We start from the raw sequence: 25,712 nt of genomic DNA, 5'->3' as shown, positions 1-25,712 counted from the left end.
TTTCAGCCGTGCGGTGACGGATGCCGGGGGGCGAGGCATCCGCCGACGAATCAGTAGGTGCGGAGCAGATCGGTGAGGACGGCCTGGCCGAAGACCAGGGCGTCGATGGGCACGCGCTCGTCGACGCCGTGGAACATGCCCGTGAAGTCGAGGTCCGACGGCAGGCGCAGCGGCGCGAAGCCGTAGCCGGCGATGCCGAGCGCCGCGAGCGCCTTGTTGTCGGTCCCGCCGCCCATCAGGTACGGCACGACAGGTGCGCCAGGATCGTGACGGCCGAGCGCCGCGACCATGGCGTCGACGAGGTCGCCCGAGAACGGGACCTCGAGTCCGATGTCCTGGTGGACGATCTCGACCTCCACGCCGTCGCCGACGATGCGGCGGATGTCGGCGAGAGTCGCGTCCTCGGTGCCGGGAAGCGTCCGGACGTCGATGAGCGCCTCGGCCCGGTCGGGGATCACGTTGTGCTTGTAGCCGGCCACGAGACCGGTCGGGTTGGTGGTGGTGCGCAGCGTCGAGCGGAGGAATCCGGATGCTGCGCCGGTGGCTGCCGCGACGGCGTCGGGGTCGCCCGCGGAGTGGCCGGTGAGCTCCGCGAGTCGCTCGCTCATCTCGCGCGAGGTGTCGGTGAGCGTCACGGGCCACGCGGTGCGCCCGAGCGCCGCGACGGCCTCGGCGAGCCTCGTCACGGCGTTCTCGTCGTGCAGCTTGGACCCGTGCGCGGCGCGGCCGCGTGCGACGAGGCGGATCCAGATGAGGGCCTTCTCCCCCACCTGCAGGAGGTACGCATGGCGGTCGCCGATCGGGATCGAGTAGCCGCCGACCTCGCTGATCGCCTCGGTGGCGCCGGCGAACCACTCGGGGCGATCGCGGACCACGAGAGCGGACCCCTCGACGCCGCCGTTCTCCTCGTCGGCGAAGAACGCCAGGACGAGGTCGCGCTCAGGCTGCTCGCCGGCGCGGAGGATGTCGGCGACCGACGTCAGGATCATGGCGTCCATGTCCTTCATGTCGACGGCGCCGCGGCCCCACAGCATCCCGTCCTTCACGATGCCCGCGAAGGGGTCGACGCTCCAGTCGTCGGCGATCGCCGGAACCACGTCCAGGTGGCCGTGCAGCACGAGCGCGGGCTTGTCGCGGTTGCGGCCGGGAACCCTCGCCATCACGTTGGTGCGGCGCGGGAGGGGCTCGTAGAACTCCGGCTCCAGGCCCAGCGTCTCGAGGTAGGCGCCGACGTACTCCGCGGCCTCCCGCTCACCGGCGGCGCGGCCGCCGCCGTGATTCGTGGTGTCGAAGCGGATCAGATCCCGCGCGAGCGCGGCGACCTCCGGAAGTCCGGGATCGGATGAAGGCATGGGCTCAAACCTACCGGTCACTCGTTTCCCGTCCGTTTCCGCGAGGAGCGCGCGACACCGAAGGACTCAGGGTCCGCAACGACGAAAGAAGGCCCCCTTTCGGGGGCCTTCTTCACTGTGCGCGAGGGGGGACTTGAACCCCCACGCCCTATACGGGCACTAGCACCTCAAGCTAGCGCGTCTACCTATTCCGCCACCCGCGCAGGTGGTTTTCGGTTTCGCAACCGAGGAATGACATTACCACGTCGCCGGAGGTTCAACGAATCGGCGGACGCCCGGGCGCGTCATCCCATCGAAACGCCGAACAGCAGGCCGAGGACGTACGTCACCGCGGCGGCGCCGAAGCCGATCGCGAGCTGACGGAGCGCGCGCTTGAGCGGCGGTGCGCCCGACAGCAGGCCCACCGCGGCACCGGTCGACATCAGCGCGATCCCGACGAGCACGAGCGCCACGACGACGGCGGTGAGGCCGGACAGGCCGAAGATCCACGGCAGCACCGGGATGATCGCGCCGGACGCGAAGAACAGGAAGCTCGACAGCGCGGCGGCCCAGGCGCTTCCCACGACCTCTTCGTGGTCGGCGACCGAGATCGGGCCGGTGTCGGTGCGTCCCTGACCCAGCGCGTGCGCGGCCTCGACGACGCGGCGGGCGCGCGCGGACGCCTCGGCCTCCGGCATCCCGCGGGTCCGGTAGACGAGCGCCAGCTCGTTGGCGTCGATGTCGAGGTGCGGGATCGCGCCGTCGGCGTAGTCGCTCGGCTCGGTGGCCGCCAGCAGCTCCCGCTGGGAGCGGACCGACACGAACTCCCCCGCACCCATCGACAGCGCGCCGGCGAGCAGGCCCGCGATGCCGCTGAAGAGCACGAACTGGCTCGACACCCCGGTGGCGCCGATGCCCATGACGAGCGCGAGGTTCGAGACGAGGCCGTCGTTCGCGCCGAAGACCGCCGCGCGGAACGTGCCCGACAGGCGACGGCGTCCGCGGGCGGCGAGCCCGCGCACGACCTCGTGGTGGATCCGCTCGTCCGCCGCCATCGTCGGGGTCGCGAACGGCTCGTCGTCGTAGGGCGAGCGGGCCTCGGCGTTCTGAGCGAGAGCCAGCACGAAGATCGAGCCGAACCGCTTGGCCATCCAGCCGAGCATGCGGGTGCGGACGTCGGCCTGCGGCAGTCGTGCCGGCTCACTGCCCAGCAGCTGCAGCCAGTGCGCCTCATGGCGCCCCTCGGCCTCGGCGAGCGCGAGCAGGATCTCGCGCTCCTCCCCCGTGCGGCGCCCCGCGAGCTCGCGGTAGACGTGCGCCTCCGCCCGCTCGTTGACGAGGTACCGCGCCCAGCGGCGTCGATCGCGGTCGGTCGGTGCGGCGGGCGTGCTCACTCGGTCCTCCAGTCAGGGGTGCGGGACCCGTCAACGCTAGCCACCGCCCGGGGCACCGCCGGCCCAGAACCGAGGATTGCCAGCATTTCGGGGTTCCGAACCTCACCGGCCCTCGAGGGCGCCGCGCAGCCCGAGCTCGAGCGCCAGGAGTCAGGAGCGGACGCGCTTGCGCAGCACGTCGATGCGCGACTGCAGCTGGGTCACCGTCGCGTGCGACACGGCGGGGCCGCCGCAGATCCGGCGCAGCTCGGCGTGCACGAGGCCGTGGGCCTCGCCCGTCTGGCGGGCGTAGAGGCCGACGAGGCTGTTGAGGAGCTGGCGCTGCTCCTTGAGCGTGCGGTGCAGCGCCTGGGGCAGCGCGGGCTCCTCCGCAGGCTCCGTCGCCTCCTGCGCCTCGCGCGCGGTGCGGTGCCGCGACTGGCGTGAGACCCGCGACATCAGGACGTCGTGCACCTGGTCGGGTTCCAGCAGGCCCGGGATGCCCAGGAACTCCTCCTCCTCGGGGGTGCCCGGAACGGCGAGCTGGCCGAACTCCTGGCCGTCGAAGAGCACGCGGTCGAAGTGCGCGAGCGAACCCAGGGCCTGATACGAGAACTCCTCCTCGAGCGCGTCGGAAGCCTTGTCCTCGCGCTCGGCGGCGTTCATCAGGTCTTCTTCGGCGTTCCACTCGTCCTCGCCGTCGGAGTCGCGGTCCAGCGCGTGGTCGCGCTGCCGCTCCATCTCGTTCGCGAGGGCGAGCAGCTGCGGCACGTTCGGCAGGAACACGCTCGCGGTCTCACCGCGACGGCGCGCGCGCACGAAGCGCCCGATGGCCTGCGCGAAGAACAGCGGCGTCGAGGCGCTCGTCGCGTACACGCCGACGGCGAGGCGCGGCACGTCGACGCCCTCCGACACCATGCGCACGGCGACCATCCAGCGGCTCGTCGAGGTCGAGAACTCTTCGATGCGGCTCGACGCCTCGGCCTCGTCCGACAGCACGACGGTCGGCGCCTCGCCGCTGATGTCGTGCAGGATCGCGGCGTAGGCGCGCGCGGCCGTCTGATCCGTCGCGATCACCAGGCCGCCGGCATCCGGAACGTGCTCGCGCACTTCGGTGAGCCGGCGGTCGGCCGACCGCAGCACGGCGGGGATCCAGTCGCCTTCGGGGTCGAGCGCGGTGCGCCAGGCCTGCGAGGTGATGTCCTTGGTGTTGTCCTGGCCGAGCTGCGCCTCCATCTCCTCGCCGGTCTTGGTGCGCCAGCGCATCTGCCCGGCGTAGACCATGAACAGAACGGGACGCACGACGCCGTCTTCGAGCGCACGGCGGTAGCCGTAGGCGTAGTCGGTGCGCGAGACCCGGATGCCCTTGGCGTCGGGGTGGTACTCGACGAACGGGATGGGCGCGGTGTCGCTGCGGAACGGGGTTCCGCTGAGCAGCAGCCGGCGGGTCGCCCGCGCGTAGGCCTCGCGCAGGGCGTCGCCCCAACTCAGCGCGTCGCCGCCGTGGTGCACCTCGTCGAGGATCACGAGCGTCTTCGCGTCCATCGTGAGCCGCTGATGGACGGATGCCTTGACCGCGACCTGCGCGTACGTCACGGCGACGCCGTGGTACTGGCGGGCGGGCGCGAAATGGCGGTTGCTGAAGGCGGGGTCGAGGCGGATGCCCACCCGCGCGGCCGCGTCTGCCCACTGCGTCTTGAGGTGCTCCGTGGGAGCGACGACGATGATGCGGTCGACGACACGCCGCCGCAGCAGCTCGCTCGCGAGACGGAGGGCGAACGTCGTCTTGCCGGCGCCCGGGGTGGCCGCCGCGAGGAAGTCGCGGGGTCCGCCGCCTGGGCCGTCGGGGCCATCCAGTCCGAAGTAGAGGTCGAGCGCCTCTGCCTGCCACGCCCGCAGCCGCTGCGCGGTTCCCCAGGGGGCGCGCTGCGGGTAGGTCGGTGAGAGGTGCTCCGCGGCGAAGCTGCCGATGTGCGCTTCGGCGCCGTGCGGGCCGGTGGTGAGACGGCCGTCGGATGCCGATTCCGTGAGGGGGTGCTCGGGGAGGGCGGGCGGCGATTCGATCGTCGTTTCGTCCGTCACCGATCACACCTCCCCCGTAGACAACGAGTCACCACGATAGACGACCCGCACGACATCGCGGGCCGGTGCGTCACCCCGCCGCGATAGCCTGACTGTCGGTCACAAGCCGAGGAACGGAAGAGCGATGTCCACGAGAGAAGATCCCCGAAGCCCGTACGTCGCAAACGTCCAGCCGCACCCGTGGCGCCGCTACGTCGCGATCGGCGACTCGTTCACAGAGGGCGTGGGCGACCCCGAGCCGTCGGCCCCGAACGGGTTCCGCGGCTGGGCGGACCGCGTCGCCGAGGTGCTCTCGGAGCAGGTCGACGACTTCGCCTACGCCAATCTCGCGATCCGCGGGCGCCTCATCGGCCAGATCGTCGACGAACAGGTGGCGCCGGCGATCGCCCTCAAGCCCGACCTCGTGACCTTCTCGGCCGGCGGCAACGACGTCATCCGGCCCAACGGCGACCCCGACCACGTCGCACAGCGCTTCGAGGACGCCGTCGTGCGCCTCTCCCGCGACGGCGCCACCGTCGTGGTCTTCACCGGCATCGACACGGCGTTCACGCCCGTGTTCCGCGGCATCCGCGGCAAGGTCGCCATCTACAACGAGAACATCCGCGCGATCGCCGACAAGTACGACTGCATCGTCGCCGACCAGTGGGCGCTCAAAGAGGTGCAGGACATGCGCTTCTTCGACGATGACCGCCTGCATTACAACGCGCTCGGCCACCACGAGGTCGCGCGCATGGTGCTGCGCGCTCTGAACGTGCCGAACGACCTGCAGCCGATGCAGCCCGACCCGCTTCCGCTGCGCACGTGGCGCGAAGCGCGGGCGGTCGACGTCATGTGGGCGCGCGAGTACCTCGTGCCGTGGGTGCTGCGGCGCCTTCGCCACCAGTCTTCCGGCGACCATGTCACGGCCAAGCGACCCGACCCGCTCCCGGTGATCACGATCGTCCCGGGGCCGGACCCCGCGGCGCCGCGCGGCGAGGAGGCCTGACATGGCGACGCACCTCGTCACCGGTGCCGGTTCGGGCATCGGGGCCGCGCTGACGGAGCGCCTCGCCGCCCGCGGCGACGACCTGTGGCTGCTCGCACGGGACGCGGGCCGTGCGGCGCAGCTGCGACAGCGCTTCCCGGGCGCGCAGACCCTCGTCGGAGACCTCGCCGACCCCGCTCGCCTGTCGTGGGCGTTCAGCCACCAGAGCGTGCCGCCGCAGCTCGACTCGCTCATCCATGTGGCCGGCGTCGTGGAGCTCGGGGCGATCGGCGAGACGCCGGTCGCGACGTGGCAGCACCAGCTCAACGTCAACGCCGTGGCCCCTGCGGAGCTCACCCGCCTCATGCTCCCCGCCCTCCGCACGGCCCGCGGACGCGTCGTGTTCGTGAACTCCGGCGCCGGCCTGCGTGTCAGCCCCAAGTGGGGTTCGTACGGCGCGAGCAAGTTCGCGGTGCGCGCCGTCGCGGATGCCCTCCGCGAGGAGGAGCGCGCGAACGGCGTGCGCGTGACCACCGTGTACCCCGGGCGCACGGCGACGCCCATGCAGGAGAAGGTCCACCAGCAGGAGGGCGCGGACTACGACGCGTCGCAGTGGATCGACCCGGCATCCGTCGCGACGGCGATCCTGGCGGCCCTCGACCTGCCCCGCGACGCCGACCTCACCGAGCTGATGGTGCGACCGGGCGCCTGACCTCGGCGACGCTGCCCGCCGCAGGTCAGCGCGCCCGCAGCTCCCACAGCGCCACCGCGCTCGCCGCGGCGACATTGAGGGAGTCGACGCCACCCGCCATGGGGATCGTGACGACGGTGTCGGCCGCCTCGAGCGCCCGGCGCGACAGCCCGTCGCCCTCCGCGCCGAGCATGAGCGCGACCCGTTCCGGCCGGCGCGCGCGGAAGGCGTCGAGCGAGACAGCGGCGTCCGACAAGGCGAGCGCGGCGAGTTCGAAGCCCGAATCGTGCAGCACCGCGCGTGCCTCATCCCACTCGGGCAGCCGCGTCCACGGCACCTGGAAGACGGTGCCCATGCTCACCCGGACGCTCCGCCGGTAGAGCGGGTCGGCGCATCTCGGACTCACGAGCACCGCGTCGGCGCCGAGGCCGGCGGCCGCGCGGAAGATCGCGCCCACATTGGTGTGGTCGACGATGTCCTCGAGCACGACGACGAGCCGCGCGCCCGCGACGACGTCGGCCACCGACGGGAGCTCGGGCCGGTGCATCGACGCCAGCGCGCCGCGGTGCACCGCATACCCGGTCAGGGACTCGGCGATCTCGGGGGCGACGACGTACACCGGGGTCGAGGCATCCGTCACCAGCTCCTCCACGTCGGGGAGCCACTTCTCCTGCACGAGCACCGAGCGCGGCCGATGGCCGGCCGCGATCGCGCGACCGATCACCTTCGCCGACTCGGCGATGTACAAGCCGCCCTCGGGCTCGATCACGCGCCTCAGCGCGACATCGGTGAGATCGCGGTAGTCCGCGAGGCGCTCGTCGGAGGCGTCGGTGATCTGGATCGCGTGCATCGCGTCCCATCGTCGCACGGCGCTCAGGCCGGGGTGCCGACCGCCGTCCAGGCTCGCGCCGTCACCGTGAACCCGCCGTCGCCGAGCTCGTCGCGCAGCGCCTGCTCCAGTCGCGCGACCTCGCCCCGGCCGAGGGTGGCGACGTACCGGCCGGCCGGCCCGACACCGAGGAGGAACGGATCCCACCAGTCAGCGAAGTCCGGGAACGACACCGTGCACTCGACCACCGTCTGGGTGACGTCGGCGAGGCCCGCGCGCCGGAAGATGTCGACGAGCTGCCCAGGGGCGGCGCCGCTGAGACCGGCCTCCCCGCGGACGCCGTCGTCGAGTCGGCGCGCCACACGCCAGAACGTCGAGAGCGGTCCGCCATCGCCCGCGTGGTCCCACACGCAGGCCGAGACCCGGCCGCCCGGCGCCGTCACGCGGCCCATCTGCGTCACACCGCGCACCGGGTCCGACATGAAGTGGACGACGAGCTGAGCCAGGGTCGCCCCGAACTCCCCGTCGGCGAACGGCAGATGCTCCGCTTCGGCGACACGGACGTCCACGCCGGGGCACAGTTCCTCGGTCGCGTCGACGAACGCGGGTTCCGGGTCGGCGGCGCTGACCGCCTCAGGACCGCGACGCTTCACGAGCTCGAGGGTCAGCATCCCCGGCCCGCATCCGACGTCCAGCAGCCGGGCGTCCGCGTCGACGCCTTCGAGCCCGACGGTCGCGAACTCGACCGCCAGCGGGGTCGAGAAACGGCCCATGAAACGCGCGTACTCCTCGGCGCTGACGCCCCCGAAGCTGCCCACGCGCTCATCCTGGCACGCTGTGCCGCTGCGTAACATCCCCGAAAACCGCGGGGCCTACACTCGACGCGAAGGGGGTGCGCCGTGACGACGATCGCGAGCGGAATGGACGCCCGGACGACGGATGCCGTGGCTCAGGCCATCGCCACGCTCTCGGGCCGGCGGATCGCCGTGCTGACCGGGGCAGGCGTCTCGACGGATTCCGGCATCCCGGACTACCGCGGGGCAGGAGCTCCGGTGCGGACCCCGATGACCGTCGAGCAGTTCCTCTCCAGCGATGCGTCGCGACGTCGCTACTGGGTCGGCAGCCACCTCGGCTGGCAGGCGTTCGCGTCCGCCGAGCCGAACCCCGGGCACCGCGCGCTCGCCGACCTCGAAGCTCGAGGACTCGCGACCGGCGTCGTCACCCAGAACGTGGACGGACTCCACGTGCGCGCCGGCAGCCGCCGCGTCGTGGAGCTCCACGGCACGATGCGCCGCATCTTCTGCACCCACTGCGGCCAGGTCTTCGACCGGCGCGACCTCGCCCGCCGCGTCGAGGACGACAACCCGTGGATCCGTGTGCCCGAGAACGTCGCACTCGGGCCCGACGGCGACGTGCTCCCCGAGAGCACCGAGGGCTTCCGCATCCCGGAATGCAGTGTGTGCGGCGGGATGCTGAAGCCCGATGTCGTCTTCTTCGGCGAGTTCATCCCCGCCGAGAAGTTCCGCGAGGCGGAGCAGCTCGTGCACACGAGCGAGGCGCTCATCGTGGCGGGGTCCTCACTCGTCGTGAACTCCGGCATCCGGCTGCTCGAGCGCGCGCGACGCCGCCGCCTGCCCGTCGTCATCGTGAACCGCGGCGCGACGCGCGCGGATGCCCGCGCGACGGTCAAGATCGACGCCGGCACCAGCGAGGTACTGCGCGCGCTCGCCGACGGGCTGCCCTCGCTCGCCTGAGCGGCTGATGCCCAGGCGGCCCGGGTAGGGTCGACAGCATGACCGCGCTCACCCTGATCCGCCACGGCGAGACCGATTGGAACCGCGACCGGCGCATCCAGGGATCGACGGACATCCCCCTCAACGACACCGGTCGCGCACAGGCCCGCGCGACCGCGCAGGTGCTGCGCGAACGCCTCGACGGCGCTGTTCCCGTGACCGTCGTGTCGAGCGACCTGGCCCGCGCCCGCGAGACCGCGGAGATCATCGCGGCCGAGCTGGGCCTTGCGGCACCGCGGACGTATGCCGGCCTGCGCGAGCGCGCCTACGGCGAGGCGGAGGGCGTCGGCATCGACGAGTTCCGCACCCGCTGGGGCGACTGGTACACCGCAGAGGTGCCCGGCGCGGAGCCGTGGGCCGATCTGCGCGCGCGCGCCATCACGGCGCTCGGCGGTGTCGTGCGGGATCACCGCCGCGCCACCGCCCCCGCCGCGGCCTCGCTCATCGTCGTGAGCCACGGCGCGCTCATCCGCGAGGTGATGCGCCACGCGACCGCCGGCGAACTGCCGCTGGAGGGCGAGCGGCTCGCCAACGGCGCCACCCACGACTTCGTCTACGAGCGCGACCACCTCCGGCTCGTGACGTACGCGGGACTGGTGGCCTAGGCTCGGCGCCATGCCCGCGCCTGCCACCGTCGACGAGTACATCGCGGGATTCCCTCCCGAGGTCGCCGAGCGACTCACGCGCGTCCGCGCCGAGATCGTGGATGCCGTCACGGCCGCATCCGGGACGCCGCCCGAGCAGAAGGTGCGATACGGCATCGCGGCCGTCATGCTCGGCGGGCGCTACGCACTCCACTTCGCCGGTTGGAAGAAGCACATCGGCCTCTACCCGGTGCCGACTCTTCCCGAGCCGCTGGAGTCCGAGATCGGGCCCTATCGCGCCGAGAAGGACTCGGTCGTCTTCCCGCACTCGAAGGACGTGCCGTACGAGCTCGTCGGACGCGTCGCGCGCGAGATCGCGGACGAGCGCGTCCGTCAATCGCCGAACGCCTGACCTCGAGCGGCGAGCTCTTCGTCGAGGATGCGGACCGCCTTCGGCCCGACGCCGTGGATCGCCAGCAGATCGCTGCGCGTGCGCTCGGTCAGCTGGTCGTAGCGGGTGATGCCGTGCACCGCGAGTTCGCGCCGCGCGACGGTGCCGATCCGCGTGGTGAGCTCCGACTGCGTACTCATGCGTCCGCGCGAGCCAGCACGCCGCGCGCGTGGCGCAGCACCGGTTCGTCGACCATGCGCCCGTCGTACGAGAACACACCGCGCTCGCTCTCCGCGGCGGTGAGGACGGCGCGCGCCCACGCCACGGTCTTCTCATCAGGGCGGTAGGCGGCGCGGATGACGGCCACCTGGCTCGGGTGGATGCAGGCGGTGGCGCGGAAACCGGATGCCGCAGCATCCGCCGCCTCGATGGCCAGGCGCTTCGCGTCCTCGATGTCCAGGTGCACGGCGTCGATCGCCGCCTTGCCGCGCGCGGCGGCCGCGAGCAGCACGCGGGAGCGTGCGTAGCGCGCGATGTCGCGGTAGCGGCCGTTGGGTTTGCGGCTGGAGGTGCCGCCGATGCTCGCGACGAGGTCTTCGGCGCCCCACATCATGGCCACGACGTTGTCGAGCGCGGCGATGCGGTCGGCCTGGGCGACGCCCTTCGCCGTCTCGCACAGCGCGATCACCTCGAAGCGCGCGTCGATGCGCCCGATGCGCTTGGGCGACTCGGACTTCGCGACCATGATGCGCCGGTAGTCCGTCTGCGACAGCGTCGCGAGATCGGCGACGAACGCGTCGGTCTCGGGCGGGTTCACGCGCACGATCACCCGTGCCGGGTCGAGTTCGGATTCGATGAGGTGTCCGCGCGCCGCGGTCTTGTCGGCGGGCGCGACCGCGTCCTCGAGGTCGAGGATCACGGCATCGGCACGGTCGAACGCCTTTTCGTACCGCTCGGGGCGGTCGGCGGGGCAGAACAGCAGCGCGGGGCCGAGGTCGAAGCTCATCGGGTCTCCTCCGGGGTCTCGGGTGCGCACCACATCAGCGCGGTCCGGGTGGCGAGGGCGACGACCTCGCCCCGCTGGTTGCGGCCGGTGTGCCGCAGCGTCACGATGCCCTGTCCCGGTCGCGACGCCGACAGCCGCTTGTCGAGCACGTCGGTCTCGGTGTACAGGGTGTCGCCGTGGAACAGCGGCGCCGGGAACGATACGTCCGTGAGGCCGAGCTGGGCGACGAGCGTGCCCTGCGTGATCTGCGAGACGGATGCCCCGACCATCGTCGCGAGCGTCCACATCGAGTTCATGAGGCGCCGGCCGAACGGCTGCGTCTCGGAGAACGCGGCGTCCAGGTGCAGCGCCTGCGTGTTCATCGTGATCGACGAGAACACCACGTTGTCGGCCTCGGTCGCCGTGCGGCCGGGGCGATGCAGGTACCGCGCCCCGACCTCGAGCTCGTCGTAGTAGAGCCCGCGCTGGATGATCTCCCGCGCTGCCCCGGCCGGGGCGTGGTCGTCGGAAGCGTCGGGGGTCACGTCTGTCACGCTACCCTCACGCCACGCCGAGCGCCCGCGCGATCACCAGCAGCTGCACCTCGTTCGTGCCTTCGCCGATCTCGAGGATCTTCGAGTCGCGGTAGTGCCGCGCGACCGGATACTCGTTCATGAAGCCGTTGCCGCCGAAGATCTGGGTCGCGTCGCGGGCGTTGTCCATGGCGGCGTCGCTCGCGGTGAGCTTCGCCATGGCCGCCTGCGTCTTGAAGGGCTTGCCGGCGTCCCGCAGTCGCGCCGCGTGGTGCCACGCGAGCCGCGCGACGTGCACGCGCTGCTGCATGCGGGCCAGGAGGAACTGGATCCCCTGCCGCGTCGAGAGCGCGTCGCCGAACACGGTCCGCTTCTTGGCGTAGTCGACGGCCGCGTCGAGGCATCCCTCCGCCGCTCCCGTGGCGAGCGCGGCGATCGCGATGCGTCCCTCGTCGAGGATGTGGAGGAAGTTCGCGAAGCCGCGCCCCTCGGTGCCGAGCAGGTTCGCCACGGGCACGCGCACGTCCTGGAAGGTCAGCGGGTGCGTGTCGGACGCGCGCCAGCCGACCTTGTCGTAGCCGGGTTCGACGGTGAACCCCGGCGTGCCGTGGGGCACGACGATGGTCGAGATCTCCTTGCGGCCGTCGGTCTCGCCCGTCACCGCGGTGACCGTGACGAACCGTGTGATGTCGGTGCCCGAGTTGGTGATGAACTGCTTCGAGCCGTTGATGACCCACTCGTCGCCGTCGCGGCGCGCGGTGGTGCGGGTGGCCCCGGCGTCCGATCCCGCCTCCGGCTCGGTGAGCCCGAACGCGGCGAGCGCGCGGCCGGCGAGCAGATCGGGCAGGAGCTGCTGCTTCTGCGCCTCGCTGCCGAAGCGGAACACCGGCATGGCACCGAGGCTCACGCCCGCCTCGAGCGTGATCGCGAGCGACTGGTCGACGCGGCCGAGCGCCTCGATCGCGAGGCACAGCGCGAAGTAGTCGCCGCCCTGACCGCCGTACTCCTCGGGGAACGGCAGGCCGAAGAGCCCCAGCTCCCCCATCTGCGCGACGACGTCCATCGGCAGGGTGTGCGTGCGGTCGGCCTCGTACGAGACGGGCGCGACGACCTCGTCGGCGAACTGCCGCACCAGCGCGGCGAGCTCGCGCTCGTCCTCCGAGAGGTCGTAGGTGTCGTAGCTGTCCATTGCTGCTCCTCGGGTGTCAGGAGGTCGGCGCGGGCGCCTCGTGGGCGTCCGCGGTGGGGTCGTCGGGAGAATCGGATGCTGCGGCCGCCGCATCCGCGAGCGAGACATGCGCGAGCACCTGGTCGCGGCGCACCTGTTCGCCGACGGCGACGTCGACGCGCACGACGCCGTCGTGCGGGGCGAGGACGGGGTGCTCCATCTTCATCGCCTCGATCGTGACGATCCGGTCGCCGGTGGCGACGGTCACGCCGTCTGCCACGTGCACGGCGACGACCGCGCCCGGCATGGGCGCGCGCAGTTGCGGATCGGATGCCGCGGCCGCACGCTCGCGGGCCGCCAGTCGTCGCTCCATGGCGGCGCGGCGGCTGAGCGGGCGGAGGCGATGCGTCGCGCCGTCTGCGTGAACCCAGACCCATCCGTCGGCGTCGCGGGCGTCGATCGCACCGTCGCCGAGGCCCGGCGCAGCGGGGACGGGGACCGCGAGCACGTCCCCTCCCGCGGTCTCCACCGACACCGTGCGCGCTGCAGGCGTCTCGCCCGAGCGCCAGCCCGATCCCGCGCGCCACAGCGGGCTCGCCCGCCGCTGCACTCCGGAGTCCGTCCTGCCCGTGGGTTCGGCGGCGGCGGCCGCGACATCCAGCGCTGCAGCGCCCGGCGCACCCGCCGTGTACGTCGGCATGCGGTCGATGAGGCCCGTGTCCATGTCGCCGGTCTGCACGCCCTCCTCGGCGAGCAGGGCGCGGAGGAAGCCGATGTTGGTGTCGAGCCCGAGCACGATCGTCTCGGCGAGCGCGGCGTCCAGACGCGGGAGCGCCTCCGCGCGGTCGGCGCCGTGCGCGATGACCTTCGCGATCATCGGGTCGTAGTCCGCCGTCACGGTGCTCGCGGTCTCGACCGCCGAATCGGTGCGGACGCCCTCGGCGGGCCGCCACACCAGCACATCGCCGGTCGCCGGGAGGAAGCCGCGCTCCGGCGTCTCCGCGTACACACGGGCCTCGATCGCATGGCCGTCGAGGCGCACGTCGTCCTGCGAGAACGCGAGCGGCTCCCTCGCGGCGATCCGCAGCTGCTGCTCGACCAGGTCGAAGCCGGTCACGAGCTCGGTGACGGGGTGCTCGACCTGCAGGCGCGTGTTCATCTCGATGAAGAAGAACTCGTCGGGCCGGGAGGCTGCGACGAGGAACTCGACCGTGCCCGCCCCGCGATAGTCGACGGATGCCGCGGCCGCGCAGGCCGCCGCGCCCAGGCGGGCGCGGGTGTCGGCGTCGACCGCCGGGGACGGCGCCTCCTCGATCACCTTCTGGTGGCGGCGCTGCAGCGTGCACTCGCGCTCGCCGAGGTGGACGACGCTCCCGTGCGCGTCGGCCAGCACCTGCACCTCGATGTGGCGCGGGCGCTCGATGAGGCGTTCGAGCAGGAGGGTGTCGTCGCCGAACGCGGCGGCCGCGACGCGGCGCGCGGTCGCGAGCGCGTCCGGCAGCTCCGCGGCCGAGCGCACCACCTGCATCCCCTTGCCGCCGCCGCCCGCCGACGGCTTCACCAGGAGGGGGAAGCCCGCACGCTCGGCGGACGCCGTGATCTCAGCATCCGTCATCCCCGCCGCACTGAACCCGGGCACCGTCGGCACGCCGTACGACGACACGTGCTCCTTCGCACGGATCTTGTCGCCCATCACCTCGAGCGCACGCTCGCCGGGCCCGATGAAGACGATTCCCGCCTCGGCGCAGGCGCGTGCGAAAGCGACGTTCTCCGACAGGAAGCCGTAGCCCGGGTGGACGGCCTGCGCGCCGCTCGCGACCGCCGCGGCGACCACGGCGCCGATGTCGAGGTACGACTGCGCGGCCGCGGCGGGCCCGATGCGGACGGCCTCGTCGGCCTCGCTCACGTGCGGCGCGTCGGCGTCCGCATCGCTGTAGACGGCGACCGAGCGGATGCCGAGGCGCCGGAGCGTGCGGATCACCCGACGGGCGATCTCACCGCGGTTGGCCACCAGGACGGTGTCGAACCCTTCGGCGGGCTCAGGCAGAGAGAAGAGCATCACAGTCACATCCGGAAGACGCCGAAGCGCGGCTCGGGGAGCGGGGCGCGCGAGACGACGTCGAGCGCGAGGCCCAGGAGGTCCCGGGTGTCGAGCGGATCGACCACGCCGTCGTCCCACAGCCGGGCGGTCGCGTAGTACGGGTCGCCCTGCTCCTCGTATCGGGCGCGGATCGGGGCCTCGAAGTCCGCCTGCTCCGCCGTGGACCACTCTTCGCCGCGCGCCTCGAGCTGGTCGCGCTTGACCGTCGAGAGGACGGAGGCGGCCTGGGGGCCGCCCATGACGGAGATCCGGCTCGCCGGCCACGTCCAGAGGAACCGGGGGGAGTACGCGCGTCCGCACATCGAGTAGTTGCCGGCGCCGAACGACCCGCCGATGACGACCGTGAGCTTCGGCACCCGTGTGGTCGCGACGGCAGTGACCATCTTGGCGCCGTCCTTCGCGATGCCGCCCGCCTCGGCGTCGCGTCCCACCATGAAGCCCGAGATGTTCTGCAGGAACAGCAGCGGCACCCCGCGCTGATCGCACAGCTCGATGAAGTGGGCGCCCTTCTGAGCGGACTCGCCGAACAGCACGCCGTTGTTGGCGACGATGCCGACGGGGTGCCCGTGGATGCGCGCGAAGCCGGTGACGAGCGTGTCGCCGTACTCGCGCTTGAACTCGTGCAGCTCACTGCCGTCGACGAGCCGCGCGATCACCTCGCGCACGTCGTAGGGCAGGTTCACGTCGACCGGCACGACTCCGTACAGATCGGATGCCTCGGCCACCGGCTCGACCGCCGGAACGACCTCCCACGCGGGTTCCGCCGGCGCCGGCAGGGTCGCGACGATGTCGCGCACGATCTCGAGCGCGTGCTCGTCGTCCTCGGCGAGGTGGTCGACGACCCCGGAGCGGCGGGCGTGCAGCTCTCCCCCGCCGAGCTCCTCGGCGGTCACGATCTCGCCGATCGCGGCCTTCACCAGGGGCGGGCCACCGAGGAAGATCGTGCCCTGGCCGCGCACGATCACCGTCTCGTCGCTCATCGCGGGCACGTAGGCGCCGCCGGCGGTGCACGAGCCGAGCACGGCGGCGATCTGCGGGATCCCCGCCGCCGACAGGCGTGCCTGGTTGAAGAAGATGCGGCCGAAATGATCGCGGTCGGGGAACACCTCGTCCTGCATCGGCAGGAAAGCGCCGCCGGAATCGACGAGGTAGACGCAGGGCAGGCGGTTCTCGAGGGCGATCTCCTGCGCCCGCAGGTGCTTCTTGACGGTGAGCGGGTAGTACGTCCCGCCCTTGACCGTCGCGTCGTTGCACACCACCATCACATGCCGCCCGTGCACCAGCCCGATCCCCGCGATCACGCCAGCGGCAGGGGCTTCGCCGTCGTAGAGGCCCTCCGCGGCGAGCGGCGCGACCTCGATGAACGGGCTCCCCTCGTCGAGCAGGCGTGTCACACGGTCGCGCGGCAGCAGCTTGCCGCGCGCGACATGCCGCTCGCGCGACGCGGCGGGTCCGCCGACGGATGCTGCGGCCAGCCGCTCCCGCAGCTTCTGGGCCAGGTCCCGCTGGGCGTCGCGCGTCCGCGCGAAGGCCTCGTCGTGCACCGCGGTGGTGCTCAGCACGCTCATCCGGATCTCCCGCGCATCTTCCTCGACGTCACGATCGGATCACGTCCGTTGTCGGGACGCGATCGGATTGGTTAGTGTTCACTAACTGAGGTTCAGGTTAGCGAGCCTTAACTGGATTTACAAGCGGAGCAGCAGATGACGAACGGTGTGACCGATCGCGATCGCGCGAAGGCCGACCGCCACGCGGCGATCCTCCACGAGGCGGCGGCCCTCTTCGCCGAACGCGGCTTCAGCGGCGTCAGTCTCGAAGACATCGGCGGAGCCGTCGGCGTCAGCGGTCCCGCCCTCTACCGCCACTTCGCCAACAAACAGGCGCTGCTCGGCGCCATTCTCGTCGAGGTGAGCGAGCGGCTGCTGGCGGGCGGGCGCACGGTGATCTCGGCTCATCACGAGGCCGCCGACCAGTTGGACGCGATCATCGCCTTCCACGTGGAGTTCGCGCTGCGCGACGCCGACGTCATCCGCGTGCAGGACCGCGATCTCGCGAGCCTCAGCGACGACGACCGCCACACCGTGCGCCGTCTGCAGCGGGAGTATGTGGAGGTGTGGATCGGCATCCTCTCCACCGTCCACCCGGACCGGGACGAGGACGACCTGCGCGTACGCGCACACGCCTGCTTCGGCCTCATCAACTCGACGCCCCACACGGTTCGCGCGTCGCGGTCGCGCCCCGGCGAGCGCGATGTACGCGGCATCCTGCGCACGATGGCGCACGCCTCACTGACCGCCTGAGGCCGCCGAGGGGCATAGTCTGGACGGACCATGACGGGGCATGGCCAGCACGACGACGCCGGGGCGAGGCACGTCGACGCCACCGACACGCCCGCGGAGTCACGTGCGCCGGCGTCGGGCGACGCCAGCTCGCGGCGGGACTTCCTGAAGCTCGGCGGTGTCGCCGCGGCGGGCCTGGTCGTGGGCGGCGCCGTGGGCGCCGCGGCCGGCGCCTCCATCGGCCACACGATCGGGTATCGCGAGGGGGCGGTCGACTTCGGCGCCGTGCCGCCGCGATCAGAGCCGGGCTTCGATCACGTCGTCGTCCTGATGGGCGAGAACCGGTCGTTCGACAACCTCCTGGGATGGCTCTACACGCCCGAGAACCTGCCAGAGGGCGCCACCTTCGACGGGCTCGCGTTCGGCGACTACGCCAACACCGCGCCCTCCGGCGAGCGCGTCGCCGTGCACGCCTATTCGGGACCCACCGACGACGTGATGGCTCGGCCCGACCCGGATCCCGGCGAGGAGTTCCCGCACGTCAACACGCAGCTGTTCGGCGTGGTCGACCCGCGGGACAACGCCGCGAGCCAGGTGGGCGACATGGCCGCCCCGTTCAACGCGCCGCCGTCCGGCACCGCGCCGACGATGGAGGGCTTCCTCCACGACTACTGGAACAACCTGACGCGGCTGCGCCACGGCAAGGAGCCCACGATCGACGAGGCGTCGCACATCATGGGCGGCTTCTCCCCCGAGCAGCTCCCGGTGCTGTCGACCCTCGCGAAGGGTTTCGCGGTCTTCGACGCGTGGTTCGCGGCGGTGCCGTCGCAGACGTACTGCAACCGCTCGTTCTTCCACGCGTCGACGTCGCACGGCTTCGTCACCAACAAGCACGGCGGAGGCTACGACAAGTGGCTCGACGCCGCCACGACGCCGACGATCTTCAACCGGCTCGAGGAAGCCGGAATCCCCTGGAAGGTGTACTTCGACGAGATGCAGCTCGTCTCGCTCACCGGCATCCTGCACGCCCCGGTGCTGGAGAAGCACTGGCGCACCGGGCGATTCGGCCACATGTCGGAGTTCTTCGACGACGCGAAGGCGGGGAAGCTGCCGGCGTACGCGTTCATCGAGCCGCGGCTCGTCTACAACCACAACGACTTCCATCCGCCGTTCGGCGCTCTCCGCGAGAGCGATGTCGACGGCTCCACGGTCGTCGACTCCGCCGTGTCCGACGTGCGCGCGGGCGAGAAGCTCGTGGCCGACGTCTACGACGCGATCAAGGCGAGCGCGACGGCGGACGGATCGAACGCGATGAACACGATGCTGCTGATCACCTTCGACGAGCACGGCGGGACGTACGACCACGTGCCGCCTCCCCCGGCGACGCCCCCCGTCGCCGACGACGAACCTGGCGAGATGGGCTTCGCGTTCGACCGTCTCGGGGTGCGCGTGCCGGCGATCGCGGTGTCGGCCTACACGCGGGCCGGCACGATCGTGCACGACGAGATGCATCACGCGGCGGTGGTCGCCACGCTGGCCCGGCTGCACGGGCTGCGCCCGCTGACGAGGCGCGACGCTGAGGCGCGCGACCTGTTCTCGATCGTGAACCTCGACACTCCCCGCGACCCCGCCACCTGGCCGGTGGTGCACCCGATGTACGTGCCGCCGAATCCGGCCGAGGACGAGGTGAGCGACCTCGAGCACGGCCCCCACAGGCACAAGCCGCTCAGCCCGCCCGGACGCGGCCTGCTGGGTCTGCTGCTCGCGCGCTATGCGGCTCCCGGCTCCGCGGAGCCCGAGACCTACGCCGAGGCATATGACGTGCTGCACAAGCACGGGCTCGGACTCTTCTACCCGAAGATGGACTGACCGGCCGGCCCCCAAGGTGCCGGCCGGTCAGCGGCTCGTCAGCGCAACAGCATCGCACGCCCGGGCTCGCGGAGGATGCCCGCGACATCGACCAGGAACCGCGACCCCTGCTCGCCGTCGACCAGCCGGTGATCGAACGACAGAGCGAGCGTCATGACATCGCGCAGCGCGATCTCGCGGCGATGCTCCCAGGGCTGGCGGCGCACCGCGCCGAGCGCGAGGATGCCCGCCTCTCCGGGGTTGATGATCGGCGTCCCGGCGTCGACGCCGAACACACCGACGTTCGTGATCGAGAACGTGCCGCCCATCATGTCGGCCGGCGACGTCTTGCCCGCGCGCGCGGTCTCCGCGAGCCCGCGGATGGCGTCGGCCAGTTCGGCCAGCGTCAGCTCCTGGGCATCGCGGATGTTCGGCACCACGAGCCCGCGCCCGGTCGCGGCGGCGATGCCGAGGTTCACATAGTGGTGTTCGACGATCTCGCCCGCCTCGTCGTCCCACTTCGAGTTGAGGCCGGGGTGGCGGCCCAGCGCGAGGCACACGGCCTTCGCCGCCACAGCCATGATCCCGATCCGATGCTCCTGCAGGTCGCGGTCGCCCTTCAGCGAGGCGATGAGCTCGCTCGTCGCCGTCACGTCGACCGTCAGGAACGTCGTGACGTGCGGAGCGGTGAAGGCGCTGCGCACCATCGCGTCCGCGGTCATGCGCCGCACCCCGCGGATCGGCGTGCGCGTCGTGCGCTCCCCCGCGGCGGCCGGCATCGGCATCTCGAAGGTCTCGACGGGCTCGGCCGCAGCCGGCGCCGTCGCCGTGGCGCCCACGCGGGTCGCGTAGGCCTCGACGTCGGCACGCGTGATGACGCCGGACGCGCCGCTCGCCTCGACGAGGGCCAGGTCGATGCCCAGCTGCTTGGCGAGCTGCCGCACCGGCGGTGTCGAACGCGGGCGCTCGACCGGGCGTTCCACGACGTCGGCGAACTGGATCGCGTCGTGCGGAGCCGCCTCGAGGACGGCGGTGTCGGATGCCGCGGCCACCGAGCCCGCGACACGCGCGCGGCGCTGCGGGCGCCCGGCCCCCTGGGGCGTGGCGCCGTAGCCCACGAGGTTGGGCTCGGATTTCGCCGCCTCGGCCGGCGCGCTCGCCGCGAGCTCCGGGGCGGAGGCCTGGGTTTCCGAGGCGGGCGCCGGCGATGCAGCATCCGTTCCGCCGAGGTCGAAGGAGATCAGCACCGAGCCGACCGCGACGACATCGCCCGCTTCGGCGTGCAGTGCCGTGATGGTGCCGGCGTACGGGGACGGCAATTCGACGACGGCCTTCGCGGTCTCGACCTCGGCGATGGTCTGGTTGAGGGTGACCGTGTCGCCGACGGCGACGAGCCACTGCACGAGCTCGGCTTCGGGGAGTCCTTCCCCGAGGTCGGGGAGCGTGAAGTCCTGCATCGCCATCAGTCCAGCACCCCGCTCAGGCTGTTCGGCCGGTCCATGACGCGGTCGACGGCGTCGAGGATCCGGTCGAGGTCGGGCAGGTGGTGCTTCTCGAGCTTCGCGGGCGGGTAAGGGATGTCATGCCCGGTGACGCGCTGCGGCGCCGCCTCGAGATAGTTGAAGCAGCGCTCGGTGACGCTCGCGACCAGTTCGGCGCCGACGCCCGCCTCGCGGGCGGCCTCGTGGGTGACCACGACGCGCCCGGTCTTGCGGACGGAGGCGGTCACCGTGCGGTAGTCCACCGGCGAGATCGAGCGCAGATCGATGACCTCGATCGAGACGCCGTCGTCCTCGGCCGCCGTGGCGGCGTCCAGGGCCGTGAGCACCTGTGAGCCGTAGGTCAGCAGCGTGACGTCGCTGCCCTCGCGGGCGACGCGGGCCAGGCCCATCGGCGGGGCGTCCGCGAGCTGGACGTCGAGGTCGACCTCGCCCTTGGTGTGGTACAGCCGCTTGGGCTCGAAGTAGACCACCGGGTCGTCGGACGCGATCGCCTGCCGCAGCATGACGTAGGCGTCCTGCGGGTTCGACACGGCGATCACACGCAGGCCCGACGTGTGCACGAAGTAGGCCTCGGGCGACTCCGAGTGGTGTTCCGCGGCACCCACGCCACCTGCCCACGGGATGCGGATCGTGATCGGCATCTTCACATTGCCGCGCGTGCGGTAGTGCAGCTTCGCGACCTGGCACACGATCTGGTCGAACGCCGGGTACACGAAGCCGTCGAACTGGATCTCGACGACGGGCCGGTAGCCGCGGAACGCGAGCCCCACGGCGGTGCCCATGATGCCGGCCTCGGCGAGCGGCGTGTCGACCACGCGCTGCGCCCCGAACTGGTCGAGGAGGCCGTCGGTGATGCGGAAGACGCCGCCGAGCTTTCCGATGTCCTCGCCCATGACGAGGACCTTGTCGTCCTCCGCCATCGCGCGGCGGAGTCCTTCGTTGATGGCCTTCGCCATCGTCAGCTGCGTCATCGTCGCACCCCCTCGGCTGCCGGGGCGAACCCGTCGAGGTACGCGCCGAACCATTCGCGCTGCTCCGCGAGGCCCGAGTGGGGATCCGCGTAGACGTTGTCGAGCACGGTCAGCGGGTCGCGGGTCTTCGCGGTCGTCGCCGCCTCGCGCACGGCCGCGGCGAGGGCATCGGCATCGTGCTCGACGCTCGTCACGAACGCCTCGTCGAACTCGCCGCGCGACCGCAGGAGTGCCTCGACGCGCGCGATCGGGTCGCGGCGGCGCCACTTGTCGACCTCTTCCTTGTCGCGGTACCGGGTCGGGTCGTCCGACGTGGTGTGCGGGCCCATGCGGTAGGTGACCGCCTCGATGAAGGCGGGGCCGTTGCCGCGGCGCGCGTTGTCGAGCGCCCAGCGCATCGCCGCGAAGCACGCCAGCACGTCGTTGCCGTCGACGCGCATGCTGGGGATGCCGAAGCCCGGGGCACGCCCGGCGATCGGGAACTTCGCCTGCACCGTGACGGGCTCCGAGATCGCCCACTGGTTGTTGGTGCACACGAACACCACGGGCGCACGGAAGGAGGAGGCGAACACCATCGCCTCGTTGACGTCGCCCTGGCTCGACGCGCCGTCGCCGAAGTAGGCGACCGACACCTGGTCGGTGCCGTCGCGCTGCACGCCCATCGCGTAGCCGACAGCGTGCAGCGCCTGCGCGCCGATGATGATCTGCTGCGTGGCGGTGTTGATGTCGTAGGGGTTGTAGGTGGAGTGCTCCTCGCCACGCCAGGCGAGCACGAAGTCCGCGGGCTTGCCGCCACGGGCGTAGACGACGCCGGTCTCGCGGTAGCTCGGGAAGGCGAAGTCATCGGCGCGGAGGGCGCGTGCGGTGCCGATCTGGGTGGCCTCCTGGCCCTGACAAGGCGGCCACAGGCCCAGCTGGCCCTGCCGCTGCAGAGCGACGCCCTCGGTGTCGATGCGCCGCAGGAGAACCATGTCGCGGTAGAGGCCGCGCAGTGTCGCGGCGTCGACGTCGGCCACCCAGCGATCGAGCTCGGGGTCGGCGATGCGCTCGCCGTCAGGGGTCAGCAGTCGCGCGACATCCTCGATATCGGTGGCGAGATCCGCTGTGGGTGTCAGGGTGTGCGTCATCGTCATCACTCCTCGTTGCGGGCCCCCTCGTGAGGAGCCGCTTCGCGTGCGCCGGCCACGTCGCCGGCTGCTTCAACGGTACGTCCGCATCGCACCTCGCTCAAGCATTCGAAGACTTCTTGAGCATGTTGACAACTCAAGCCCACCACAGGCGTGCTAACGTTTCGCACTATGAGTGCCCTCGATCACGTCGACCTGGAGCTGCTGGCAGCGCTCTCCGCCGACCCGCGCGCGACCGTCGTCGCACTCGCCGAACGACTCGGCCTCTCGCGCAACACCGTCCAGGCGCGCATGTCGCGCCTGGAGAAGGCGGGGGTCTTCCTGTCGTACGAGCGAGCCATCTCGTCCGCTTCGCTCGGGTTCCCGATCGAGGCGTTCATCAGCGTCATCGTGCGTCAGGCCGACCTGCCCCGCATCGCCGTCGAACTCGCCCGCGTCCCGGAGGTCGTGCAGGCGCACGGGTTGTCGGGTCAGGTGGATCTGCTGGTGCGGGTCGCGTGCCGCGACACCCAGCACCTCTTCGACACCGATGCCCGGATCCTCGCGATCGAGGGGGTCGAGCGCACCGAGACGTCGCTCGTGATGGGCGAGGTCATCGCCCACCGCGTGACGCCGCTCATGGAGCTGGCACGACGGGAGTCGTAGCCGCGGCGCCCTTGGGGTTTCCGGTCGACGACGCGTCGGCGCGCACGAGAACCACTCCGGCGAGGATCAGCGCCCCACCGACGAACTGGATGGGCGCCGGCACCTCGGCGAGGAAGACCCACGCGAACATGAGGGCGAACAGCACCTCCGAGAGCCCGACGAACGAGGCGACCCGCGAGCCGATGCGCGGGACGGCCATCACGCCCAGCGCGTAGCCGAGCGTCGTCGCGATCGCAGCCACCCAGAAGAGCGGCATCCACCACGGCACCGCCACACCCGCGAGGACCACGTCGACCGCCGGCGCCTGGAAGGGCATGATGCCGGTGAGGCACAGCACGCCCATCACGATCGCACCCGTCAGCAGGCCGCTGGCGGCCAGCGCGAGCGGCGGCAGGTCGTCGCCGGCCCGCTCCGAGATCACGAAGTACGCGCACACGCACACCGCGGCGGCGAGGGCGAGCAGCGTTCCGATCAGGTCGAACGAGGCGCCCGAGATGTCGACGACGAGCACCAGACCGACCATCGCGACCGCGGAGCCCCACAGCACGAGCGCCGACGGCGCTGTGCGCGTGCGCACCCAGATCGCGACGACGAGCATGACCGGCGCGAGGTACTGGATCAGCAGCGCCACGGCCACCGGCATCCGCTGCATCGCCGAGAAGAAGAAGAGCTGACAGCCCAGCACCGGCATCAGGCCGAAGCCGACGATGAGCCGCCAGTGCCGCTTGAGGAAGCCGCGCTGCCGCATGATCGCGAGGAACAGCGCCGGCGAGAGCACGAGGCCGGCGACTCCCATGCGAACCAGCAGCGCCGCCCCGAGCGACCAGCCGGCCTCGAGCAGGGGCTTCACGAAGGGACCGCTCGACGAGAACGCCAGCGCCGAGGCGACGCCCATCACGAGCCCGCTGGTGCGCATTCGCGCGTGCGCGCGAAAGGCCGCGCTCGGGGCGATGACGGGAAGGGACGCGGTCGAGACGGTCATGGGCGGCATCCGGCTGTCAGGGGTGAACACTGCTTACACTGGTGACAGTAGTGGAACTGTATGTCAGGAGTCAACGTGGTTTTCATTCGTGACACGGAGCTGAGCCTCCGCGCGGCCGCCTACCTGGTCAACACGCTGCCCGGCTACGACGACGAGGACACGCTCACCACCCTCGAAGAGTTCGACGAGTACCTGGTGGTGAACCCGTACACGGGGCTCATCCGGCGCGAGGAGCAGGAGCTCGCGGCGATCCGTGCGATCCGCCCGCGTCTGCGGCAGCTGTGGGAGGTCGACCGCGACGGCGCCGTCCCGCTGGTCAACGAGATGCTCGCAGACGGCAGCGCACTGCCCCGACTCGTCCGCCATGACGGCTTCGACTGGCACGTGCACGCCACGAGCGACGATGCACCGCTCGCGACCCGCATCCTCGTCGAGGCGGCGATGGCCTTCGTGGACGTCATCCGCTCCGACGAGTACGACCGCGTGCGCATCTGCTCCGCGGACGACTGCGACTCCGTCTACATCGACTACTCGAAGAACGGCTCCAAGCGCTACTGCGACACCGGCAACTGCGGCAACCGCATGAACGTCAACGCGTACCGGCGTCGGAAGGCGCGAGAAACTGCGTGATCGCGTCGGCGGCTGCCGCCGGCGTCTCGTAGTGGATGAGGTGCCCGACGTCGGGGATCTCCACCAGCTCCGCGTCCGGGAACATCCTCGCGAGCTTGCGTTCGGCTTCGATGGGCGTGATGTCGTCCCTCACGGCGGCGACCAGCAGCGTCGGCTGGGCGATGCGCGGTGCGAACGCGCGCACGTCGTTCGACACCGACGCCACGAAGGCGTCGTGCAGCACGTCGCGGTCGGCGAATCGTGAGAAGTAGGTGTCGTGCTGATCGTGCACGAATCGACGGATGCCGGAGTCCTTGGTCTTCGCCATCGACACGCTCATCACCCGCACGATGAGCCCGTTGCGCAGCAGGGCCTCGCCGAGCCGCTTCGGCAGCTTCGCGCCTGCCCAGTAGTAGAAGACCGCCAGCCTCGTGAGGATGCCTCTCGGGCCCTCCAGCGCCGGAGCGCCGATCGGGTTCACGAGGATCACCCGCGGCGTCCCGAGGCCGCCGGCGACGGCCGCCGCGACGACGATCGAGCCGAACGAGTGCCCGAGGATCACGGATCCCGGTGCGACCGCCGCGGCGAACTCACGGAGCCACTCGGCGTAGAGGTCGAGGTCGTGGGTGCGGCCGGGGACGGGCGCCGTCTCGCCGAAGCCGGGAAGGTCGGGTGAGATCACGCGGACGCTCGGGAGGTGCGCGACGACCGGCTCGAGACCGTGGTGCTCGCCGCGGAATCCGTGCACCGCGACGATGGTCGCTTCGGCGTCGGCGGGACCGTAGACCCAATACGCCGTCGTGCCGCCGAGAACGGCGGCCTCGCGCCGCTCGACCGGGATCACGTCGAGGAGCGGGGCGTACGGGTTGGGCGCTGTCACCCGTCGAGTCTACGAGGACTCCCCCGGGTCCCGGCTGTGCGCGG

Annotated in this window: 25 protein-coding genes and 1 tRNA gene; 9 read left to right on the top strand and 17 right to left on the bottom strand. The window is 71.5% G+C overall.

The window, feature by feature from the left end:
• Positions 1 to 50 precede the first annotated feature (50 nt).
• The 4 genes from ASF40_RS05430 to ASF40_RS05415 all read right to left on the bottom strand — a co-directional run bounded on the left by ASF40_RS05430 (position 51) and on the right by ASF40_RS05415 (position 4,675).
• Positions 51 to 1,352: a M20/M25/M40 family metallo-hydrolase gene (locus ASF40_RS05430; protein ID WP_056367203.1), complete on the bottom strand. Its 1,302-nt coding sequence runs from the start codon at positions 1,350 to 1,352 to the stop codon at positions 51 to 53.
• 118 nt (positions 1,353 to 1,470) lie between these two features.
• Positions 1,471 to 1,555: transfer RNA gene (locus ASF40_RS05425), tRNA-Leu, on the bottom strand.
• 81 nt (positions 1,556 to 1,636) lie between these two features.
• On the bottom strand, positions 1,637 to 2,725 hold the full coding sequence (locus ASF40_RS05420) for a VIT1/CCC1 transporter family protein (protein ID WP_056367202.1): 1,089 nt from the start codon (positions 2,723 to 2,725) through the stop codon (positions 1,637 to 1,639).
• Between the two features lie 150 nt (positions 2,726 to 2,875).
• A complete protein-coding gene (locus tag ASF40_RS05415; protein ID WP_056368233.1) occupies positions 2,876 to 4,675 on the bottom strand; it encodes a DEAD/DEAH box helicase in 1,800 nt (599 codons plus the stop codon).
• A 235-nt stretch (positions 4,676 to 4,910) separates the two neighbouring features.
• Between ASF40_RS05415 and ASF40_RS05410 the strand changes: the two genes are divergently transcribed.
• Both ASF40_RS05410 and ASF40_RS05405 read left to right on the top strand, forming a co-directional pair.
• The gene (locus ASF40_RS05410; RefSeq protein WP_056367201.1) at positions 4,911 to 5,771 is read left to right on the top strand and encodes an SGNH/GDSL hydrolase family protein; all 861 of its coding nucleotides are present in this window, start codon (positions 4,911 to 4,913) and stop codon (positions 5,769 to 5,771) included.
• 1 nt (position 5,772) lies between these two features.
• On the top strand, positions 5,773 to 6,462 hold the full coding sequence (locus tag ASF40_RS05405; protein WP_056367200.1) for an SDR family oxidoreductase: 690 nt from the start codon (positions 5,773 to 5,775) through the stop codon (positions 6,460 to 6,462).
• A gap of 25 nt (positions 6,463 to 6,487) precedes the next feature.
• Here ASF40_RS05405 and ASF40_RS05400 read toward each other — a convergent pair whose 3' ends face one another.
• Both ASF40_RS05400 and ASF40_RS05395 read right to left on the bottom strand, forming a co-directional pair.
• Positions 6,488 to 7,291 (bottom strand): TrmH family RNA methyltransferase, encoded by an 804-nt coding sequence (locus ASF40_RS05400; protein ID WP_056367199.1) that lies wholly within the window; start codon positions 7,289 to 7,291, stop codon positions 6,488 to 6,490.
• 23 nt (positions 7,292 to 7,314) lie between these two features.
• Positions 7,315 to 8,088, bottom strand: a complete 774-nt coding sequence (locus ASF40_RS05395; protein ID WP_235560142.1) for a methyltransferase domain-containing protein — start codon at positions 8,086 to 8,088, stop codon at positions 7,315 to 7,317.
• A 102-nt stretch (positions 8,089 to 8,190) separates the two neighbouring features.
• Here ASF40_RS05395 and ASF40_RS05390 point away from each other — a divergent pair, with 102 nt between their 5' ends.
• The 3 genes from ASF40_RS05390 to ASF40_RS05380 are packed head-to-tail and all read left to right on the top strand — an operon-like array spanning position 8,191 to position 10,059.
• A complete protein-coding gene (locus ASF40_RS05390; RefSeq protein WP_056367198.1) occupies positions 8,191 to 9,024 on the top strand; it encodes a Sir2 family NAD-dependent protein deacetylase in 834 nt (277 codons plus the stop codon).
• Positions 9,025 to 9,062: 38 nt separating this feature from the next.
• Positions 9,063 to 9,668 (top strand): histidine phosphatase family protein, encoded by a 606-nt coding sequence (locus ASF40_RS05385; protein WP_056367197.1) that lies wholly within the window; start codon positions 9,063 to 9,065, stop codon positions 9,666 to 9,668.
• Between the two features lie 10 nt (positions 9,669 to 9,678).
• Complete coding sequence (locus ASF40_RS05380) at positions 9,679 to 10,059, top strand: iron chaperone (protein WP_056367196.1); 381 nt, start codon at positions 9,679 to 9,681, stop codon at positions 10,057 to 10,059.
• Here ASF40_RS05380 and ASF40_RS05375 read toward each other — a convergent pair.
• Genes ASF40_RS05375 through ASF40_RS05350 form a run of 6 tightly spaced genes read right to left on the bottom strand, consistent with a single transcriptional unit; the run spans position 10,041 to position 16,393 of the window.
• Entirely contained in the window at positions 10,041 to 10,238 is a 198-nt protein-coding gene (locus tag ASF40_RS05375; RefSeq protein WP_056367195.1) for a hypothetical protein, read from the bottom strand. The two genes, ASF40_RS05380 and ASF40_RS05375, sit on opposite strands and share 19 nt — an antisense overlap.
• Complete coding sequence (locus ASF40_RS05370) at positions 10,235 to 11,044, bottom strand: HpcH/HpaI aldolase/citrate lyase family protein (protein WP_056367194.1); 810 nt, start codon at positions 11,042 to 11,044, stop codon at positions 10,235 to 10,237. Before ASF40_RS05370 ends, ASF40_RS05375 begins: the two co-directional genes overlap by 4 nt.
• The gene (locus ASF40_RS05365; protein ID WP_056367193.1) at positions 11,041 to 11,568 is read right to left on the bottom strand and encodes a MaoC family dehydratase; all 528 of its coding nucleotides are present in this window, start codon (positions 11,566 to 11,568) and stop codon (positions 11,041 to 11,043) included. The genes ASF40_RS05370 and ASF40_RS05365 overlap by 4 nt, the downstream gene beginning before the upstream one ends.
• Positions 11,569 to 11,584: 16 nt before the next feature.
• A complete protein-coding gene (locus ASF40_RS05360) occupies positions 11,585 to 12,745 on the bottom strand; it encodes an acyl-CoA dehydrogenase family protein (RefSeq protein WP_056367192.1) in 1,161 nt (386 codons plus the stop codon).
• 16 nt (positions 12,746 to 12,761) lie between these two features.
• Entirely contained in the window at positions 12,762 to 14,783 is a 2,022-nt protein-coding gene (locus ASF40_RS05355) for an acetyl/propionyl/methylcrotonyl-CoA carboxylase subunit alpha (protein WP_056368229.1), read from the bottom strand.
• 5 nt (positions 14,784 to 14,788) lie between these two features.
• On the bottom strand, positions 14,789 to 16,393 hold the full coding sequence (locus tag ASF40_RS05350) for a carboxyl transferase domain-containing protein (RefSeq protein WP_056367191.1): 1,605 nt from the start codon (positions 16,391 to 16,393) through the stop codon (positions 14,789 to 14,791).
• 135 nt (positions 16,394 to 16,528) lie between these two features.
• Between ASF40_RS05350 and ASF40_RS05345 the strand changes: the two genes are divergently transcribed.
• Entirely contained in the window at positions 16,529 to 17,125 is a 597-nt protein-coding gene (locus tag ASF40_RS05345) for an SACE_7040 family transcriptional regulator (RefSeq protein ID WP_056367190.1), read from the top strand.
• Between the two features lie 30 nt (positions 17,126 to 17,155).
• Positions 17,156 to 18,973: an alkaline phosphatase family protein gene (locus ASF40_RS05340; protein ID WP_082496889.1), complete on the top strand. Its 1,818-nt coding sequence runs from the start codon at positions 17,156 to 17,158 to the stop codon at positions 18,971 to 18,973.
• Between the two features lie 38 nt (positions 18,974 to 19,011).
• On the opposite strand, the gene ASF40_RS05335 is transcribed toward ASF40_RS05340, so the two are convergent.
• The 3 genes from ASF40_RS05335 to pdhA are packed head-to-tail and all read right to left on the bottom strand — an operon-like array spanning position 19,012 to position 22,558.
• The gene (locus ASF40_RS05335) at positions 19,012 to 20,415 is read right to left on the bottom strand and encodes a dihydrolipoamide acetyltransferase family protein (RefSeq protein WP_056367189.1); all 1,404 of its coding nucleotides are present in this window, start codon (positions 20,413 to 20,415) and stop codon (positions 19,012 to 19,014) included.
• The gene (locus ASF40_RS05330; protein WP_056367188.1) at positions 20,415 to 21,425 is read right to left on the bottom strand and encodes an alpha-ketoacid dehydrogenase subunit beta; all 1,011 of its coding nucleotides are present in this window, start codon (positions 21,423 to 21,425) and stop codon (positions 20,415 to 20,417) included. Before ASF40_RS05330 ends, ASF40_RS05335 begins: the two co-directional genes overlap by 1 nt.
• Entirely contained in the window at positions 21,422 to 22,558 is a 1,137-nt protein-coding gene (pdhA, locus tag ASF40_RS05325; RefSeq protein ID WP_082496888.1) for a pyruvate dehydrogenase (acetyl-transferring) E1 component subunit alpha, read from the bottom strand. The genes ASF40_RS05330 and pdhA overlap by 4 nt, the downstream gene beginning before the upstream one ends.
• A 165-nt stretch (positions 22,559 to 22,723) precedes the next feature.
• On the opposite strand from pdhA, the gene ASF40_RS05320 reads away from it, so the two are divergent.
• On the top strand, positions 22,724 to 23,197 hold the full coding sequence (locus ASF40_RS05320) for an Lrp/AsnC family transcriptional regulator (protein ID WP_045302332.1): 474 nt from the start codon (positions 22,724 to 22,726) through the stop codon (positions 23,195 to 23,197).
• On the opposite strand, the gene ASF40_RS05315 is transcribed toward ASF40_RS05320, so the two are convergent.
• Positions 23,169 to 24,179: an EamA family transporter gene (locus tag ASF40_RS05315; protein WP_056367187.1), complete on the bottom strand. Its 1,011-nt coding sequence runs from the start codon at positions 24,177 to 24,179 to the stop codon at positions 23,169 to 23,171. The genes ASF40_RS05320 and ASF40_RS05315 overlap by 29 nt on opposite strands.
• Before the next feature lie 75 nt (positions 24,180 to 24,254).
• On the opposite strand from ASF40_RS05315, the gene ASF40_RS05310 reads away from it, so the two are divergent.
• Positions 24,255 to 24,809: a CGNR zinc finger domain-containing protein gene (locus ASF40_RS05310; protein ID WP_200919437.1), complete on the top strand. Its 555-nt coding sequence runs from the start codon at positions 24,255 to 24,257 to the stop codon at positions 24,807 to 24,809.
• On the opposite strand, the gene ASF40_RS05305 is transcribed toward ASF40_RS05310, so the two are convergent.
• Positions 24,769 to 25,668, bottom strand: coding sequence for an alpha/beta fold hydrolase (locus tag ASF40_RS05305; RefSeq protein ID WP_056367185.1), 900 nt, complete (start codon positions 25,666 to 25,668; stop codon positions 24,769 to 24,771). The two genes, ASF40_RS05310 and ASF40_RS05305, sit on opposite strands and share 41 nt — an antisense overlap.
• Positions 25,669 to 25,712 lie beyond the last annotated feature (44 nt).

The sequence above is a fragment of the Microbacterium sp. Leaf288 genome (genome assembly GCF_001422925.1).
Classification (GTDB): Bacteria; Actinomycetota; Actinomycetes; order Actinomycetales; family Microbacteriaceae; genus Microbacterium.
Note: the sequence above shows the minus strand (reverse complement) of the source record. Positions and strands in the feature narration are given on the sequence as shown.